The organism is Streptomyces misionensis, assembly GCF_007896895.1.
Taxonomy (GTDB): Bacteria; Actinomycetota; Actinomycetes; order Streptomycetales; family Streptomycetaceae; genus Streptomyces; species Streptomyces misionensis_A.
The window spans coordinates 1194-16935 of record NZ_VOGW01000017.1 but is presented as its reverse complement, the minus strand read 5'-3'; the positions used below and the strand labels follow the sequence as shown (position 1 = coordinate 16935).

16 protein-coding genes are annotated in these 15742 nt (G+C 72.1%); 7 read left to right on the top strand and 9 right to left on the bottom strand.

All coding sequences use genetic code 11. From position 1 onward, the window contains the following. Position 1: 1 nt before the first annotated feature. A complete protein-coding gene (locus FRZ03_RS03300; protein ID WP_146463626.1) occupies positions 2 to 1711 on the bottom strand; it encodes a glycerol-3-phosphate dehydrogenase/oxidase in 1710 nt (569 codons plus the stop codon). Between the two features lie 276 nt (positions 1712 to 1987). Between FRZ03_RS03300 and FRZ03_RS03295 the strand changes: the two genes are divergently transcribed. Next, positions 1988 to 3196, top strand: a complete 1209-nt coding sequence (locus FRZ03_RS03295; protein WP_146463625.1) for a nucleotide sugar dehydrogenase — start codon at positions 1988 to 1990, stop codon at positions 3194 to 3196. A 138-nt stretch (positions 3197 to 3334) separates the two neighbouring features. Then, the gene (locus FRZ03_RS03290; RefSeq protein WP_146463624.1) at positions 3335 to 3907 is read left to right on the top strand and encodes a hypothetical protein; all 573 of its coding nucleotides are present in this window, start codon (positions 3335 to 3337) and stop codon (positions 3905 to 3907) included. A gap of 77 nt (positions 3908 to 3984) precedes the next feature. On the opposite strand, the gene FRZ03_RS03285 is transcribed toward FRZ03_RS03290, so the two are convergent. From FRZ03_RS03285 to FRZ03_RS03270, 4 genes are all read right to left on the bottom strand, one after another. Then, complete coding sequence (locus tag FRZ03_RS03285; protein WP_146463623.1) at positions 3985 to 5109, bottom strand: GuaB3 family IMP dehydrogenase-related protein; 1125 nt, start codon at positions 5107 to 5109, stop codon at positions 3985 to 3987. Between the two features lie 106 nt (positions 5110 to 5215). Beyond that, on the bottom strand, positions 5216 to 6718 hold the full coding sequence (gene guaB / locus FRZ03_RS03280) for an IMP dehydrogenase (protein WP_146463622.1): 1503 nt from the start codon (positions 6716 to 6718) through the stop codon (positions 5216 to 5218). Positions 6719 to 6846: 128 nt separating this feature from the next. Continuing rightward, positions 6847 to 7434: a sigma-70 family RNA polymerase sigma factor gene (locus tag FRZ03_RS03275; protein ID WP_146463621.1), complete on the bottom strand. Its 588-nt coding sequence runs from the start codon at positions 7432 to 7434 to the stop codon at positions 6847 to 6849. A 728-nt stretch (positions 7435 to 8162) separates the two neighbouring features. Further along, entirely contained in the window at positions 8163 to 8774 is a 612-nt protein-coding gene (locus tag FRZ03_RS03270; RefSeq protein ID WP_003948568.1) for a response regulator transcription factor, read from the bottom strand. 381 nt (positions 8775 to 9155) lie between these two features. Between FRZ03_RS03270 and FRZ03_RS03265 the strand changes: the two genes are divergently transcribed. After that, the gene (locus tag FRZ03_RS03265) at positions 9156 to 9485 is read left to right on the top strand and encodes a WhiB family transcriptional regulator (RefSeq protein ID WP_146463620.1); all 330 of its coding nucleotides are present in this window, start codon (positions 9156 to 9158) and stop codon (positions 9483 to 9485) included. 115 nt (positions 9486 to 9600) lie between these two features. Here FRZ03_RS03265 and FRZ03_RS03260 read toward each other — a convergent pair whose 3' ends face one another. Continuing rightward, on the bottom strand, positions 9601 to 10503 hold the full coding sequence (locus FRZ03_RS03260) for a LysR family transcriptional regulator (RefSeq protein ID WP_146463619.1): 903 nt from the start codon (positions 10501 to 10503) through the stop codon (positions 9601 to 9603). 79 nt (positions 10504 to 10582) lie between these two features. Between FRZ03_RS03260 and FRZ03_RS03255 the strand changes: the two genes are divergently transcribed. From FRZ03_RS03255 to FRZ03_RS41110, 4 genes are all read left to right on the top strand, one after another. Beyond that, positions 10583 to 11251 carry an MOSC domain-containing protein gene (locus tag FRZ03_RS03255; RefSeq protein WP_146463618.1) on the top strand — a complete coding sequence of 223 codons (669 nt, stop codon included), beginning with the start codon at positions 10583 to 10585 and terminating at the stop codon, positions 11249 to 11251. A 62-nt stretch (positions 11252 to 11313) separates the two neighbouring features. After that, positions 11314 to 12087: an SDR family NAD(P)-dependent oxidoreductase gene (locus FRZ03_RS03250; protein ID WP_146463617.1), complete on the top strand. Its 774-nt coding sequence runs from the start codon at positions 11314 to 11316 to the stop codon at positions 12085 to 12087. 80 nt (positions 12088 to 12167) lie between these two features. After that, positions 12168 to 12620 (top strand): ester cyclase, encoded by a 453-nt coding sequence (locus FRZ03_RS03245; RefSeq protein WP_315902617.1) that lies wholly within the window; start codon positions 12168 to 12170, stop codon positions 12618 to 12620. A 46-nt stretch (positions 12621 to 12666) separates the two neighbouring features. After that, positions 12667 to 12894: a DUF3293 domain-containing protein gene (locus FRZ03_RS41110; protein WP_222443332.1), complete on the top strand. Its 228-nt coding sequence runs from the start codon at positions 12667 to 12669 to the stop codon at positions 12892 to 12894. A 96-nt stretch (positions 12895 to 12990) separates the two neighbouring features. Here FRZ03_RS41110 and groL read toward each other — a convergent pair whose 3' ends face one another. The 3 genes from groL to FRZ03_RS03230 all read right to left on the bottom strand — a co-directional run. Beyond that, positions 12991 to 14619 carry a chaperonin GroEL gene (groL, locus tag FRZ03_RS03240; protein ID WP_146463616.1) on the bottom strand — a complete coding sequence of 543 codons (1629 nt, stop codon included), beginning with the start codon at positions 14617 to 14619 and terminating at the stop codon, positions 12991 to 12993. 122 nt (positions 14620 to 14741) lie between these two features. Next, positions 14742 to 15050 (bottom strand): co-chaperone GroES, encoded by a 309-nt coding sequence (groES, locus tag FRZ03_RS03235; protein WP_070026284.1) that lies wholly within the window; start codon positions 15048 to 15050, stop codon positions 14742 to 14744. Between the two features lie 206 nt (positions 15051 to 15256). Then, positions 15257 to 15742: polysaccharide deacetylase family protein (locus FRZ03_RS03230; RefSeq protein ID WP_398659597.1), on the bottom strand; the 486-nt coding region annotated here is incomplete at its 5' end.

Genomic DNA, 15742 nt, shown 5'->3' with positions numbered 1-15742 from the left:
CTCAGGTGAGCGGCGCGATGTCCGGCGCCCCGAGCCGTGCCGCGTCCGCCGTCAGGTCGTCGGGCTGGAGCTGGGACTCCCGCTCGGCCTCCACCCGCTTCTCGTAGTGCTCGACCTCGCGGGCGATCTGCTCCTCGCCCCAGCCCAGGACCGGCGCCATCAGCTCGGCCGCCTCGCGGGCGCTGCGGGTGCCCCGGTCGAAGGTCTCGATGGAGATGCGGGTGCGCCGGGTGAGGACGTCGTCCAGGTGCCGGGCGCCCTCGTGGGAGGCGGCGTACACCACCTCGGCGCGCAGGTAGTCGTCGGCGGCGCGCAGCGGTGCGCCGAGGGCGGGGTCCGCGGCTATGAGGTCGAGGATCTCCTCGGCCATCGAGCCGTACCGGTTCAGCAGGTGTTCCACCCGGACCACGTGCAGTCCGGTGCGGGCGGCCGTGCGGGCCCGCGCGTTCCACAGCGCCTGGTACCCCTCGGCGCCCAGCAGCGGGGTCTCCTCCGTCACGCAGTCGGCGACCCGCTGGTCCAGGCCGTGCACCGCCTCGTCGACGGCGTCCTTGGCCATCACCCGGTAGGTGGTGTACTTGCCGCCCGCCACGACCACCAGACCCGGCGCCGGATGGGCCACGGTGTGTTCGCGGGACAGCTTGCTGGTGGCGTCGGACTCGCCGGCCAGCAGCGGGCGCAGGCCCGCGTACACCCCCTGCACGTCGTCCCGGCCGAGGGGCACGCCAAGCACCGAGTTGACGTGTTCCAGCAGGTAGTCGATGTCGGCGCTGGAGGCGGCCGGGTGGGCCTTGTCCAGGTCCCAGTCGGTGTCGGTGGTGCCGATGATCCAGTGCCGGCCCCAGGGGATGACGAAGAGCACGGACTTCTCGGTGCGCAGGATCAGGCCGGTGGTGGAGTGGATGCGGTCCTTGGGCACGACCAGGTGGATGCCCTTGGAGGCCCGCACGTGGAACTGGCCGCGCTCGCCCACCATGCCCTGGGTGTCGTCGGTCCACACACCGGTGGCGTTGACGATCTGCCGGGCGCGGACCTCGTACTCCCCGCCGCCCTCCACGTCCCGCACCCGGGCGCCGACGACCCGGTCGCCCTCGCGTAGGAACCCGGTGACGCGCGCCCGGTTGGCCACCTTCGCGCCGTACGACGCCGCGGTGCGCACCAGAGTGGCCACGAAGCGGGCGTCGTCCACCTGGGCGTCGTAGTACTGGAGGGCGCCGACGAGGGCGTCCTTGCGCAGGCAGGGCGCGACCCGCAGGGCGTGACGGCGGCTCAGATGGCGGTGCACGGGCAGTCCCCGGCCGTGCCCGCGGGCCATGGACATCGCGTCGTAGAGCGCGACGCCGGAGCCCGCGTACAGCCGCTCCCAGCCGCGGTGCTGCAACGGGTAGAGGAACGGCACCGGTTTGACCAGGTGCGGGGCGAGCCGCTCCAGGAGCAGGCCGCGCTCCTTCAGCGCCTCGCGGACCAGCGCGAAGTCGAGCATCTCCAGATAGCGCAGGCCGCCGTGGATGAGCTTGCTGGACCGGCTGGAGGTGCCGGAGGCCCAGTCCCGCGCCTCGACCAGGCCCGTGGACAGACCGCGGGTGACGGCGTCCAGCGCGGTGCCCGCGCCGACCACGCCACCGCCGATCACCAGTACGTCCAGCTCGCGCTCGGCCATGGCCGCCAGTGCCTCGGCGCGCTGCGCCGGTCCCAGAGTCCCTGTCCTCACCGCTGCCTCCCGCTTGCCTCGCTCGCGTCGGCCGCACCCGGTGGGCGAAGCCCGGATCACCCCCACCTCCTGCCCAAATTCTGACCGGCTTGCCCGACTTCAGCCACCACGCGCTCGCGACCTGTGGACAACTGGCGCGCAACCCCGGGAAGACACACGAACAGAATCCCACATAACGGTCATATTTACTCCTAGTGTGACAGTGCGCTCGCTCATCTTGTCCACAGCGGTTGCGCATCCGTTCCGCTTCGGTTACTGGGAAGGACGGCCCACGCCATGCCCGCAGACCTCGCCGTCATCGGACTCGGCCCCTACGGTTTGCCGCTGGCCCAGGCCGCGGTGGCCGCCGGCATCCCCACCCTCGGCTATGCCACCGGTCCCGAGGCGGGACCGCTGAGCCCCGCCGAGCTGCGCCGGATGCACGCGTCCGGGTTCCGGCGCGCCACCGACCCCTCCCAGCTCGGCCGGGTGCGCACCGCGGTGATCTGCGCGCCGACCCCGCGCGGCGCCGACGGCGGCCCGGACCTCGGCCAGGTCGAGGCCGCCGCCCGCGCCCTGGCCGGGCGGCTGCGCCCGCACACCACGGTCATCCTGGAGTCCCCCGTGCCGCCGGGGACCACCGAGGAGTTCCTGCGCCCGCTGCTCGAAGAGGGCTCCGGGCTGCGCGCGGGCCGCGACTTCCACCTCGCCTACTCCCCCAGCCGGGTCGACCCCGGCAACCGCGCGCACACCCCCGCCGGCACCCCCAAGGTCATCGGCGGCCTCACCCCCGCCTGCACCGAGTCGGCCGCCGCCTTCTACGGCCGGCTCACCGACAAGGTGGTCCGCGCGCGCGGGCTGCGCGAGGCCGAGGCGGTGCAGCTGCTGGAGACCAACTTCCGGCACGTCAACATCGCGCTGGTCAACGAGATGGCCGTGCTCTGCCACGAACTCGGCGTCGATCTGTGGGACGTCATCCGCTGCGCGGAGACCAAGCCGTTCGGCTTCCAGGCGTTCCGGCCGGGGCCCGGCGTCGGCGGACACGCCGTCCCGCAGGACCTGACCGGGCACGCGAGCCGCGCCCTGCGCATGGTGGAACTGGCCCAGCAGGTCAACAACCGGATGCCCGGCTACGTCGTCCAGCGCGCCGCGACCCTGCTCAACGAGCACGGCAAGTCCGCCCGGGGCGCCCGGGTGCTGCTGCTCGGCGTGACCTACAAGGCGGACCTCGCCGACCAGCAGGGCGCCCCCGCGCGCGAGATCGCCGTGCGCCTGATGGAACTGGGCGCGTCCGTGAGCTACCACGACCCCTACGTGCCCGCCTGGAGCGTCCTGGACCGCCCGGTCCCGCGCGTCGACTCGCTCTACGAGGCCGCCGCCGGCGCCGATCTGACGATCCTGCTCCAGCAGCACCGCACCTACGACCTCCAGGGCCTGTCCGTGAAGGCTCAACTTCTGCTGGACACCCGGGGAGCCACCCCCACGGGAGCCGCGCACCGGCTCTGAGGCCGGGTCACGACAGGAAAACAACCCCGGCGTTGTCAGTCCTGCCTGTTAATCTCCCCCGGACTTGCCGCACACGGGTGCGAGCCTGTCGTCACCTCACTTCATCCAGTTGTGCCACAGCACGGGGGGATTTCTGTCATGAGCCAGTCAGCACCACCGCCGCCGCCGCAGCCCGGCCCGGTGGACGCCAACCCGTACGCGCAGCAGGCCCCGGCCGGCGCCCCGTACCCGCCGCAGCCCGGCGTCCCGGGCGCCGCGCCGATGGCGCCGCCCGCCGGCCCGGCGGCCCCCGCCGCGCCCGCGCCGGTCCGCGACAACCTGGCCCTCGGCCTCGTCTGCGCGGTCGTCGCCGCCGTGGTCGCCGCCGCGCTCTACGGCGTCATCATCGGCGCCACCAAGCACGAGATCGGCTACGCGGCCGTGGGCGTCGGCTTCGTCGTCGGCCTCGCCGCGGGCAAGGCGGGCGGCCGCAACCCCGTCCTGCCGGTCGCCTCCGTGGTGCTGGCGCTGGTCGCGGTCTACTTCGGCCAGCTGGTGGGCGAGGCCATGATCGGCGCCAAGGAGACCGGCCTGGGCTTCTCCCAGGTCTTCTTCGACCACTTCGACGTGGTCCAGAGGGCCTGGAAGCAGGACGCCGACCTGCTCACCTTCGTCTTCTTCGCCATCGCCGGCTTCGCCTCGTTCTCGGCCGCCAAGAAGGCCGCGCTGTAAGGACGCGACGGCAGGGGCCCGGCCACCGACGCGGTGGCCGGGCCCCTGCCGTCGTACGAAGCCGTCGCGGCGCCGGGTCAGCGCTTGTGCTGGCTGTCCGCGACCGTCACCTCGACCCGCTGGAACTCCTTGAGCTCGCTGTAGCCGGTGGTGGCCATGGCACGGCGCAGCGCGCCGAAGAGGTTCATCGAGCCGTCCGGGGTGTGGGACGGGCCGGTGAGGACCTCCTCGATGGTGCCGACGGTGCCGAGGTCGACCTTCTTGCCGCGGGGCAGCTCCTCGTTGACCGCCTCCATGCCCCAGTGGTGGCCCTTGCCGGGCGCGTCCGTGGCGCGGGCCAGCGGGGAGCCCATCATCACCGCGTCGGCGCCGCAGGCGATCGCCTTGGGCAGGTCGCCGGACCAGCCGACACCGCCGTCCGCGATGACGTGCACGTACCGGCCGCCGGACTCGTCCATGTAGTCGCGGCGGGCCGCGGCCACGTCCGCGACGGCCGTGGCCATCGGGACCTGGATGCCCAGCACGTTGCGGGTGGTGTGCGCGGCGCCGCCGCCGAAGCCGACCAGCACACCGGCCGCGCCGGTGCGCATCAGGTGCAGCGCGGCGGTGTAGGTGGCACAGCCGCCGACGATCACCGGGACGTCCAGCTCGTAGATGAACTGCTTCAGGTTCAGCGGCTCGTGCGAGGACGACACGTGCTCCGCGGAGACCGTGGTGCCGCGGATGACGAAGATGTCCACGCCCGCGTCCACGACCGCCTTGGAGAACTGGGCGGTGCGCTGCGGGGAGAGCGCGGCCGCCGTGACCACGCCGGAGTCGCGCACCTCCTTGATGCGGGCGCCGATCAGCTCTTCCTTGATGGGCGCCGCGTAGATCTCCTGGAGGCGGCGGGTGGCGCGCTCGGCCGGCAGCCCGGCGATCTCGTCCAGCAGCGGCTGCGGGTCCTCGTACCGGGTCCACAGGCCCTCGAGGTTGAGGACGCCGAGGCCGCCCAGCTCGCCGATGCGGATCGCGGTGGCCGGGGAGACCACGGAGTCCATGGGGGCGGCCAGGAAGGGCAGCTCGAAGCGGTAGGCGTCGATCTGCCAGGCGATCGAGACCTCCTTCGGGTCCCGCGTACGGCGGCTGGGGACGACGGCGATGTCGTCGAAGGCGTACGCCCGGCGGCCGCGCTTGCCGCGCCCGATCTCGATCTCAGTCACGTCTGTGGCCTTTCCCTGATGCGTTTCAGCGCCTTCCAGTATCGCCGACGGGTACGACAAAGGCGGCCCCGGATGTCCCGGGGCCGCCTTCGGTACGGCCCGGCGGTTACTTGGCGCTGTAGTTCGGCGCCTCGACCGTCATCTGGATGTCGTGCGGGTGGCTCTCCTTGAGGCCCGCCGAGGTGATCCGGACGAAGCGGCCCTTGGACTCCATCTCCGCGATGGTGGCGGCGCCCACGTAGCCCATGGTCTGGCGCAGTCCGCCGACGAGCTGGTGCAGCACGTTGGACAGCGGGCCGCGGTAGGGCACCTGGCCCTCGACGCCCTCGGGCACGAGCTTGTCGTCGGACGCCACCTCGGCCTGGAAGTAGCGGTCCTTCGAGTAGGACCTGCCCTGGCCGCGGGACTGCATGGCACCCAGCGAGCCCATGCCGCGGTACGACTTGAACTGCTTGCCGTTGATGAACAGCAGCTCGCCCGGCGACTCCTCGCAGCCCGCGAGGAGGCTGCCCAGCATCACCGTGTCGGCACCGGCGGCGAGGGCCTTGCCGATGTCGCCCGAGTACTGCAGGCCGCCGTCGCCGATCAGCGGGATGCCCGCCGGACGGGCGGCGAGGGACGCCTCGTAGATGGCCGTGACCTGCGGGACGCCGATGCCGGCGACCACGCGCGTGGTGCAGATCGAGCCCGGGCCGACGCCCACCTTGATGCCGTCGACACCGGCGTCGATGAGCGCCTGGGCGCCGTCGCGGGTGGCGACGTTGCCGCCGATCACGTCCACGTTCACGCTGGACTTGATCTTCGCCATCCAGCTGAGGGCGTTGCTGTTGTGGCCGTGCGAGGTGTCGACGACCAGGAAGTCCGCGCCGGCCTCGGCGAGCGCCTGGGCGCGCTCCAGCGCCTCGGGGCTCGCGCCCACGGCGGCGCCGACGAGCAGACGGCCCTCGGCGTCCTTGGCGGCGTTCGGGTACTGCTCGGCCTTGACGAAGTCCTTGACGGTGATCAGGCCCTTGAGGACGCCCGCGTCGTCGACCAGCGGCAGCTTCTCGATCTTGTGCTTGCGCAGCAGCTGCATGGCCTCGGGGCCGGAGATGCCGACCTTGCCCGTGACCAGCGGCATCGGGGTCATGACCTCGTGCACCTGGCGGGTGCGGTCGCTCTCGAAGGCCATGTCGCGGTTGGTGACGATGCCCAGCAGCCGACCGGCCGGGTCGGTGACCGGGACACCGCTGATGCGGAACTTGGCGCACAGGGCGTCGGCCTCGGCGAGCGTGGCCTCGGGGTGCACGGTGATCGGGTCGGTGACCATGCCGGACTCGGACCGCTTCACCAGGTCGACCTGGTTCACCTGGTCCTCGACGGACAGGTTGCGGTGCAGCACGCCGACGCCGCCGAGACGGGCCATGGCGATCGCCATGCGCGACTCGGTCACCTTGTCCATCGCCGCCGACAGCAGCGGGATGTTGACCCGGACGTTGCGCGAGATGTGGGACGAGGTGTCGACCGCGTTGGGGAGCACCTCGGAGGCGCCCGGCAGCAGCAGCACGTCGTCGTAGGTCAGCCCGAGTGTCGCGAATTTACCGGGCACTCCGTCGACGTTGGCAGTCATGACACCTTCCCCAAATGGCCTTGATCGGTGCGGATGTCCATGCTAACGGGAAGCACGGCCAGCAAATTCCACGGCGGAAGATCACCTTCGGCTTCGTATGTTCATACGGTGTTCCCGAGAGGTTCCCGCTACTGCTCGGCCAGCGCTCTCAGCCGGCTGAGGGCCCGGTGCTGGGCGACCCGGACCGCTCCGGGTGACATTCCCAACATCTGCCCCGTCTCCTCCGCCGTGAGGCCCACCGCGATGCGCAGCAGCAGCAGTTCGCGCTGGTTCTCGGGCAGGTTGGCGAGCAGTTTCTTGGCCCACTCGGCATCGCTGCTGAGCAGGGCGCGCTCCTCCGGGCCGAGCGAGTCGTCGGGCCGCTCCGGCATCTCGTCGGAGGGCACCGCCGTCGAACCCGGGTGCCGCATGGCGGCGCGCTGGAGGTCGGCGACCTTGTGGGAGGCGATGGCGAAGACGAACGCCTCGAAGGGGCGCCCGGTGTCGCGGTAGCGGGGCAGTGCGAGCAGCACCGCCACACAGACCTCCTGGGCGAGGTCCTCCACGAAGTGGCGCGCGTCGCCGGGCAGCCGGGACAGCCGGGTGCGGCAGTAGCGCAGCGCCAGCGGGTGGACGTGCGCGAGCAGATCGTGGGTGGCCTGCTCGTCCCCGTCGACGGCACGAAGCACGAGCGCACCGATCGACCCCTGGGCCGTGCCCGCATCGTCGTCGCGCATCGGTCCATGGTGCCTTGTGGCCGTCCGGTCCGTCGCATCGTGCTGATGGTTGTGCACCGAAGCGTTATGAGCAGGTGCGCCGGCACTCATCCCCTGCGCCCTCCCCTTCCGCTCGACCGACTCGTCCCCGAGAGACTCCACACCTCAAGGATGCGGCATCCGCGCCGAAACGAGCAGCGCCCGTCCGGTGGGCCGACTCGATCGCCGCTGCACGGCACCCCTCGAACACCTCTCCCGGCGGAGCGTACGCGGTACCCGCCGAGGCCCCATCGCGGGCGATGACCTCGGCCGACGCCGAGACCGGCGGGCGGGGGCCGGCGGGTCGCGACACCGGCAGCGGCGCGGGCAGCCGAACGGGTCCCGGCACCGTGCGGCGCGGGACTGCCGGCGGGTTCCCGGTACCGGCGCCGACGCCGACGCGGCCGACCCGCCCCGGGCACCGGGGCGCGGAATCCGACGAGGGCACCGGCACCGCCCCACCGGCGAGGCGGCGCCGCGCACGGGCCCGGCGCGGGCCCGGGGCGCGGGAAGCTCCGGCCGATGCGCCACGACGCGGACGGTTCCGCCCCCGCGGCAGCGGGGGCGCGTGCGCCCGTCGGGCACCCGGACGGCGCGGGTCGCCGATCCGCTCCCACGGCCGGTCATCCGGGCACGGGAGACACGCGGGCGTCCGCCGAGGGCGATGCCCGGCCCCGCGCGGGGTACCGCGCGGGGCCCGCCGGGTCGTCCTACCTGACCAGGCCCCAGCGGAAGCCGAGGGCCACCGCGTGGGCGCGGTCCGAGGCGCCGAGCTTCTTGAACAGGCGCCGGGCGTGGGTCTTCACGGTGTCCTCGGAGAGGAACAGCTCGCGGCCGATCTCGGCGTTGGAGCGGCCGTGGCTCATGCCCTCCAGGACCTGGATCTCCCGCGCGGTGAGCGTGGGCGCGGCGCCCATCTCGGCCGAGCGGAGCCGGCGCGGGGCCAGCCGCCAGGTGGGGTCGGCCAGGGCCTGGGTCACCGTGGCCCGCAGTTCGGCGCGCGAGGCGTCCTTGTGCAGGTAGCCCCGGGCGCCGGCGGCGACCGCGAGGGCCACACCGTCGAGGTCCTCGGCGACGGTGAGCATGATGATGCGGGCGCCCGGGTCGGCGGACAGCAGCCGGCGCACGGTCTCCACGCCGCCCAGGCCGGGCATGCGGACGTCCATGAGGATGAGATCGGAGCGGTCGGCGCCCCAGCGGCGGAGGACTTCCTCGCCGTTGGCCGCCGTCGTCACCCGCTCGACACCGGGCACGGTCGCGACCGCGCGGCGGAGCGCTTCTCGGGCAAGCGGGGAGTCGTCGCAGACGAGGACGGATGTCATGACCGCCCTCCGCAGCTGATGCGCGTCACCTTGAGCCTCCAGGCTGGTACGGAATCGTCACCTGTGCGGTCGACCGTCTCGGACGCCTGCCCGAGCCCTTGTTTTTTCAACCGCCTCCGCACTCTCAACGACGGTCACTCGAAAGAGTTACGGGGCTGCATACCGTCATCGGCACTCTACGTGAGGGCACCGACACGGTGCAGACATGCCCAACGGACCCTCAACTTTTCATCACAACCTATGACCCATTCAGCTGCTTTTCTTCCCGTTTCGTAGTGTTCGGGGCTAGATTCGCAATGAGTCATATTTACATCTCCTTAGACCGGAGATGTACGGTCGTTGCCACCGTATCCGCCCAGAACGGCTACAAGGGGTCACGTAATGGCAGATTTCTCCCGCCTTCCCGGACCGAACGCGGACCTGTGGGACTGGCAGCTGCTGGCTGCTTGCCGCGGGGTGGACAGCTCGCTCTTCTTCCACCCGGAGGGCGAGCGCGGGGCGGCTCGGAGCGCTCGCGAGAACTCGGCCAAGGAGGTCTGCATGAGGTGCCCGGTCCGTGCGGAGTGCGCGGCGCACGCGCTTGCCGTGCGCGAGCCGTACGGCGTCTGGGGCGGCCTGACCGAGGACGAGCGCGAGGAGCTGATGGGGCGGGCACGCAACCGCCTGGTGGCGGCCTCCACCACCAGCGGCGACACCGCCCAAAGTCAATGAAGGAACGTTTCTGCATCGCACCTGCGGCCCGTCGGGTGCGCCGATAGTCCCCCTCCACGCCGGGCACGCCCAGCGCGTGCCCGCGCCTCTGTGACCCTCGCGGGCCTCGCCGTGGCTACCCCGCGCGCCCGGCCGCGCGGCCCAGCTGTTCCAGCGTCGCCGCCACCGCCGGCACCTGCGCCAGGTCGGGCAGGGTGAGCGCGACGATCTCCCGGCGCACCGCCGGCTCCAGCCGTACCGCGCGCACCCCCCTCGGCCGTACCGACTCCACCGCCAGCTGCGGCAGCACGGCCACGCCCAGTCCCGCGCCCACCAGGCCGGCCACCGCCGGGTAGTCGTCCGTGGCGAAGTCGATGCGCGGCGCGAACCCGGCCCCTTCGCAGACCTCCACCAGCTGGCCCCGGCAGCGCGGGCAGCCCGCGATCCAGGGGTCCTCGGCCAGTTCCCCGATGGCGACGCTCTCCGCGCGCGCGAGCCGGTGCCGCTCGGGCACCAGGGCCACCAGACGGTCGGTCAGCAGGGGGCGTACCACCAGGTCGTCCCAGTCCTCGGCGACCGCCGCGCCCTCGTAGCGGAAGGCCAGGGCGAGGTCGCAGTCGCCCTCGCGCAGCAGCTCGGCGGAGCGCGGGGGCTCGGCCTCCTCCAGGGAGACCCGGGTGCCGGGGTGGGCGGCGCGCAGGGCGGCCAGGGCGGTGGGGACGAGGGTGGAGCTGCCGCTCGGGAAGGAGACCAGGCGGACCCGGCCGGCCCGCAGCCCCGCGATGGCGGCGACCTCCTCCTCGGCGGCGGTGAGCCCGGCGAGGATGCCCGAGGCGTGCCGGACCAGGGCCTCGCCGGCCTGGGTCAGCCGCATCTCGCGGCCGGTGCGGACCAGCAGCGGGGTGCCGACCGAGGCCTCCAGGGCCTTCATCTGCTGGCTGACGGCGGGCTGGGTGCAGCCCAGTTCGCGCCCGGCCGCGGAGAAGGAACCGGTGGCGGCGACGGCGCGCAGGACACGGAGATGACGGGCCTCGATCACCCTCCAAGCATAAGGCAGGCTTGGGGACGGCGTCCGATATTCGCTCGACGCTTTGAGAAAGATCCCGTACCGTGCGGCCATGGAGCTTCTCTCGGTCAACGTCGGGCGGCCCCGCCCGGTGCCGTACACGGACCAGGCGGAGGGCGTCACCGGCATCGACAAGCGACCGGTGGCCGGGCCGGTGCGGGTGTCGGCGCCGGGCCCCAAGGGCACCGGCGGCAGCGGGCTGGCCGGGGACGCGGTGTGCGACCTGCGCCATCACGGCGGTGACGACCAGGCGGTGTACGCGTTCGCGCGCGAGGACCTGGACCACTGGGAGCGCGAGCTGGACCGTCCCCTGGCCAACGGCTGCTTCGGGGAGAACATCACCACCGGCGGCCTGGACGTCTCCGGGGCGCTGATCGGCGAGCGCTGGCGGATCGGTCCGACGGTGGTCCTGGAGGTCACCTCGGGCCGCATCCCGTGCCGCACCTTCCAGGGCCATCTGGGCGAACGCGGCTGGGTCAGGAGATTCACCCGAACGGGCGCGACCGGTGCCTACCTCCGGGTGATCGAGCCGGGCGAGATCCACGCGGGCGACCCGATCGAGATCGTCCACCGGCCCGGGCACACAGTGACCGCCGCGATGGAGTTCCGCGCCACCACCACGGAGCGGGAACTGCTGCCGCGGCTGCTCGCGGCGGCCGACGCCCTGCACCCGGAGTCGCTGGCCGCGGCCCGGAAGTACGTCGCCGCACAGACCCGCTGAGCGCCCGTCACCGCATGGTGGACGCCGCTGCTCCCCGGTCCCGCACTCACTACGCTTGGGTCATGACAACGGCTCTGATTACGGGATCGACCGCGGGGATCGGTGCCGCGTTCGCGCGGCGGCTGGCGGCTGACGGGCATGACCTCGTCCTGGTGGCGCGCGACACCAGGAGGCTGCGCGAACAGGCCACCGAGCTGCACGACCGGCACGGCATCGAGGCGGAGGTGCTGACCGCCGACCTGTCCGAGGACAAGGGCATCGAGACGGTCGCCGACCGGCTCGGCGACCGCAGGAACCCGGTCGACCTGCTGGTCAACAACGCCGGTTTCGGCAACAAGGGCCGCTATCTCGAGGTCTCCATGGCCGACGAGCTGACGATGCTCAAGGTGCACTGCGAGGCGGTGCTTCGGCTGACCTCGGCGGCGGCCGGGGCGATGCGCGAGCGGGGCCGGGGCGGCATCGTCAACGTCGCCTCGGTGGCCGCCTTCGTGCCCCGCGGCACCTATGGCGCCTCCAAGGCGTGGGTCGTGCAGTTCACCCAGGGCGCGGCGCGGGACCTGGCCGGCACCGGCGTCCGCCTGATGGCCCTGTGCCCGGGGTTCGTGCGCACCGAGTTCCACCAGCGGGCCGGGATGGGCACGGACAACATCCCGGGCTGGATGTGGCTGGACGCCGACAAGCTGGTCACGGCGGCCCTCGCCGATCTGGCGCGGGGCAGGACGCTGTCCATCCCGGACCCCCGCTACAAGGCGCTGATGGGCCTGGTGAAGGTCGCCCCGCGCGGCCTGCTGGGCGGTGTCGCCTCCCGCACCGGCCGCAAGTACGGGCCGCGGTAGGCGGCCCGCGCCCGCGCGGACGGGTGCCGTCGGCGGTCCGGTGGGAAAATGGAGGGACCAGCGAGGCCGGAGGCGGCGCCATGACGGACCTGGACGCGGTACGACAGGACAGGCGGACGGCCGAGGACACCGTACGGCGGTTCTTCGCGACGCTCACGGCGCCCGGCGAGCCACCGCCGCTCAACGACCTGCTGGACGAGGACGCGCACAGTCACGACCCGATGAACCCGCAGGACACCATCGGCCTGGACAACATCCGCGCCGAGCACCGCATGTGGCACGCCGCCTTCGACTCCTCCTTCGCCGTCGAGGACGTCCTCGCCGGCGGCGACCGCGCCTGCGCCCGCTGGACCTGGCACGCCACCCACACCGGCGACTTCCTCGGCATCGCCGCCACCGGCCGCCGCGTCGCCATGACCGGGACGACCTTCTTCCGCCTCACCTCCGACGGCAAGATCGCCGAGCTCTGGTGGCAGCACGACCAGCTGGGCCTGATGCAGCAACTGGGCGCGTTGGACGAGCTGGAGCAGTGAGGCCGAGCGTTGGGGCCCTCCGGCCGGCTCCCCTTGCCCCGGGGCCGTGATCAGGGGCGGCGACCTTGGCGGTACGCACCGCGAGGAGAGCGTCGCCGTCACCGGCCTGGACGATGCCGCGGCGCGCGAACCGGGCCGCCGCTTCGGGCAGGACGCGGTCTTCGCCTGGACTCCCGGGGCCTGGCGTGTCCTCGCGTGCGACACGGATGCCATGTCGGTGAGCGGCTGGGCGGCCTCCCTGAGGGACCGCGCTCGCTCGCGGACGGCCGGCTGAGGCCCGCCCCCGGCCCGCCCCCGGACAGCACTTCGCCCCGCCGCATGGCGACGGGGCGAAGTGACCTAGCGCTTACCGGAGTTCACCGGTCTCGCGTCAGTGGGCGTGGCCGTGGCTGTGGCCCGCGGCGGCGGCCGGCTCTTCCTCTTCCTTCTTCTCGACGACCAGGGTCTCGGTCGTGAGCAGCAGGGAGGCGATGGAGGCGGCGTTCTCCAGGGCGGAGCGGGTGACCTTGACCGGGTCGATGACGCCGGCCTTGATCAGGTCGCCGTACTCGCCGGTGGCGGCGTTGTAGCCCTGACCCTTGTCGAGGTCCTTGACCTTGGAGACGATGACGTAGCCCTCCTGGCCGGCGTTCTCGCCGATCCAGCGCAGCGGCTCGACGACCGCGTTGCGGACCACGGCGACACCGGTGGCCTCGTCGCCGGTCTTGTCGAGGTTGCCCTCGAGGACCTTGGAGGCGTGCACCAGGGCGGAGCCACCACCGGAGACGATGCCCTCCTCGACCGCGGCGCGGGTCGCGGAGATGGCGTCCTCCAGACGGTGCTTCTTCTCCTTCAGCTCCACCTCGGTGGCGGCGCCGACCTTGATCACGCACACGCCGCCGGCCAGCTTCGCGAGGCGCTCCTGGAGCTTCTCGCGGTCCCAGTCGGAGTCGGTGTTCTCGATCTCGGCCTTGATCTGCGCGACGCGGCCGTTCAGGTCCTCGGTCTTGCCGGCACCCTCGACGATCGTGGTGTCGTCCTTGGTGACGGTGACGCGGCGGGCGGAGCCGAGCACGTCGATGCCGACCTGGTCGAGCTTGAGGCCGACCTCCTCGGAGATGACGGTGGCGCCGGTGAGGACGGCCATGTCCTGGAGCATCGCCTTGCGGCGGTCGCCGAAGCCGGGGGCCTTCACCGCGACGGCGTTGAAGGTGCCGCGGATCTTGTTGACCACCAGGGTCGACAGGGCCTCGCCCTCGATGTCCTCGGCGATGATCAGCAGCGGCTTGGAGGAGCCGGCCTGGATGACCTTCTCCAGCAGCGGCAGCAGGTCCGCGATGGCGGAGATCTTGCCCTGGTTGATCAGGATGTACGGGTCGTCGAGGACGGCCTCCATACGCTCCTGGTCGGTCACGAAGTACGGGGACAGGTAGCCCTTGTCGAAGGCCATGCCCTCGGTGAAGTCCAGCTCCAGACCGAAGGTGTTGGACTCCTCGACGGTGATGACACCGTCCTTGCCGACCTTGTCCATGGCCTCGGCGATCAGCTCGCCGACCTGCTGGTCCTGGGCGGACAGCGCGGCCACGGCGGCGATGTCGGACTTCTCGTCGATCGGACGGGCGGTGGCGAGCAGGTCGTCGGAGACGGCCTTCACCGCGGCGTCGATGCCCTTCTTCAGGGCGGCCGGGGAGGCACCGGCGGCGACGTTCTTCAGGCCCTCGCGCACCAGCGCCTGGGCGAGCACGGTGGCGGTGGTGGTGCCGTCACCCGCGATGTCGTTGGTCTTGGTCGCCACCTCCTTCACCAGCTGCGCGCCGAGGTTCTCGTACGGGTCCTCGATCTCCACCTCGCGGGCGATGGTGACGCCGTCGTTGGTGATGGTGGGGGCGCCGAACTTCTTGTCGATGACGACGTTGCGACCCTTGGGGCCGATCGTCACCTTGACCGTGTCGGCCAGCTTGTTGACGCCGCGCTCAAGGGCGCGACGGGCGTCCTCGTCGAACTTCAGGATCTTCGCCATGACAGCGGGAGCCCTCTCGGAAATCTGTGGGTACAAAGACGAACTGCGCCCCGGGCGCCCGGCTTCGTTATCGGTCGCGGGGGCCAGGGGCGCAGCTCAAAGCAAAGGTTTGCTCGGGGTGATTACTTCTCGATGATCGCGAGAACGTCGCGAGCCGAGAGGACGAGGTACTCCTCGCCGCTGTACTTCACCTCGGTGCCGCCGTACTTGCTGTAGAGGACGACGTCGCCGACCTTGACGTCGAGCGGAAGGCGCTCGCCGTTCTCGAACCGGCCCGGGCCCACGGCGAGGACGGCGCCCTCCTGGGGCTTCTCCTTCGCGGTGTCCGGGATGACCAGGCCAGAGGCCGTGGTCTGCTCGGCGTCCAGCGGCTGGACCACGATGCGGTCCTCGAGCGGCTTGATGGCAACCTTGGAGCTGGCGGTCGTCACGATCCGACCTCCCCCTTCGGAGATCTCACGGGGTTAACTGTCTGAGGTGGCGACCAGGTCGATCCGTCGTCGCGGGTGCCGGACCTGCCCGTCGCGTTGTTGGCACTCTCCAGTGGGGAGTGCCAGAGCCGAGACTATGACTGTGATTAGCACTCGGTCAAGCGGAGTGCCAATGACGTCGTGGCGCGTCGGCCGTTCCCGCACCTCTACAGGTAGTCCTCCAGGCGGCCCACCGTCAGTTTCCGCTGCTGGATGCCGCGCAGGAGAAGGGGCGTCGGAGCGCCGGGGGCGACGCGGACGATGTCACCGGGGCAAAGGTGCCGGGGGCCCCGGGAGTAGGCCAGTCCGGCGGGGGTGAGGGTGGCGCGCCAGAGGGTGAGGGCGGCGATGCCGCAGTCGGCCGCCGCGCGCCGGGTGGTGCGGTCGTAGACCCCGCGGGGCGGGCGGAAGAGGCGGGCGCGCAGGTGGTCCCGGCGGGCACAGATCGCGAGGCGCTGGGCGGTGTACGGCCTTCCGGCCAGGAGCCGGCCGCCGGGGGCACGGTTCTCGACGGCGGCGCCGGCGGCACGGAGCCGGGCGAGGACGTCCGGCCGGGTGCCGTCGGGGACGAACAGGCTCACCGGGAGCCGGAGCTGGCGGACCATGGCGGTGAAGCGGGGGTCCCGCCCCGCGTCGTCGTAGGTGAGGAAGAC

What these genes read in the sequence shown, in the direction of transcription:
- FRZ03_RS03250 (WP_146463617.1), top strand. Translation starts at nt 11,314, where the DNA reads ATGACAACGGCTCTGATTACGGGATCGACCGCGGGGATCGGTGCCGCG.
- FRZ03_RS03295 (WP_146463625.1), top strand. Translation starts at nt 1,988, where the DNA reads ATGCCCGCAGACCTCGCCGTCATCGGACTCGGCCCCTACGGTTTGCCG.
- groL (WP_146463616.1), bottom strand. Translation starts at nt 14,619, where the DNA reads ATGGCGAAGATCCTGAAGTTCGACGAGGACGCCCGTCGCGCCCTTGAG.
- FRZ03_RS03270 (WP_003948568.1), bottom strand. Translation starts at nt 8,774, where the DNA reads ATGACATCCGTCCTCGTCTGCGACGACTCCCCGCTTGCCCGAGAAGCG.
- FRZ03_RS03255 (WP_146463618.1), top strand. Translation starts at nt 10,583, where the DNA reads ATGGAGCTTCTCTCGGTCAACGTCGGGCGGCCCCGCCCGGTGCCGTAC.
- guaB (WP_146463622.1), bottom strand. Translation starts at nt 6,718, where the DNA reads ATGACTGCCAACGTCGACGGAGTGCCCGGTAAATTCGCGACACTCGGG.
- FRZ03_RS03265 (WP_146463620.1), top strand. Translation starts at nt 9,156, where the DNA reads ATGGCAGATTTCTCCCGCCTTCCCGGACCGAACGCGGACCTGTGGGAC.
- FRZ03_RS03290 (WP_146463624.1), top strand. Translation starts at nt 3,335, where the DNA reads ATGAGCCAGTCAGCACCACCGCCGCCGCCGCAGCCCGGCCCGGTGGAC.
- FRZ03_RS03245 (WP_315902617.1), top strand. Translation starts at nt 12,168, where the DNA reads ATGACGGACCTGGACGCGGTACGACAGGACAGGCGGACGGCCGAGGAC.
- FRZ03_RS03275 (WP_146463621.1), bottom strand. Translation starts at nt 7,434, where the DNA reads ATGCGCGACGACGATGCGGGCACGGCCCAGGGGTCGATCGGTGCGCTC.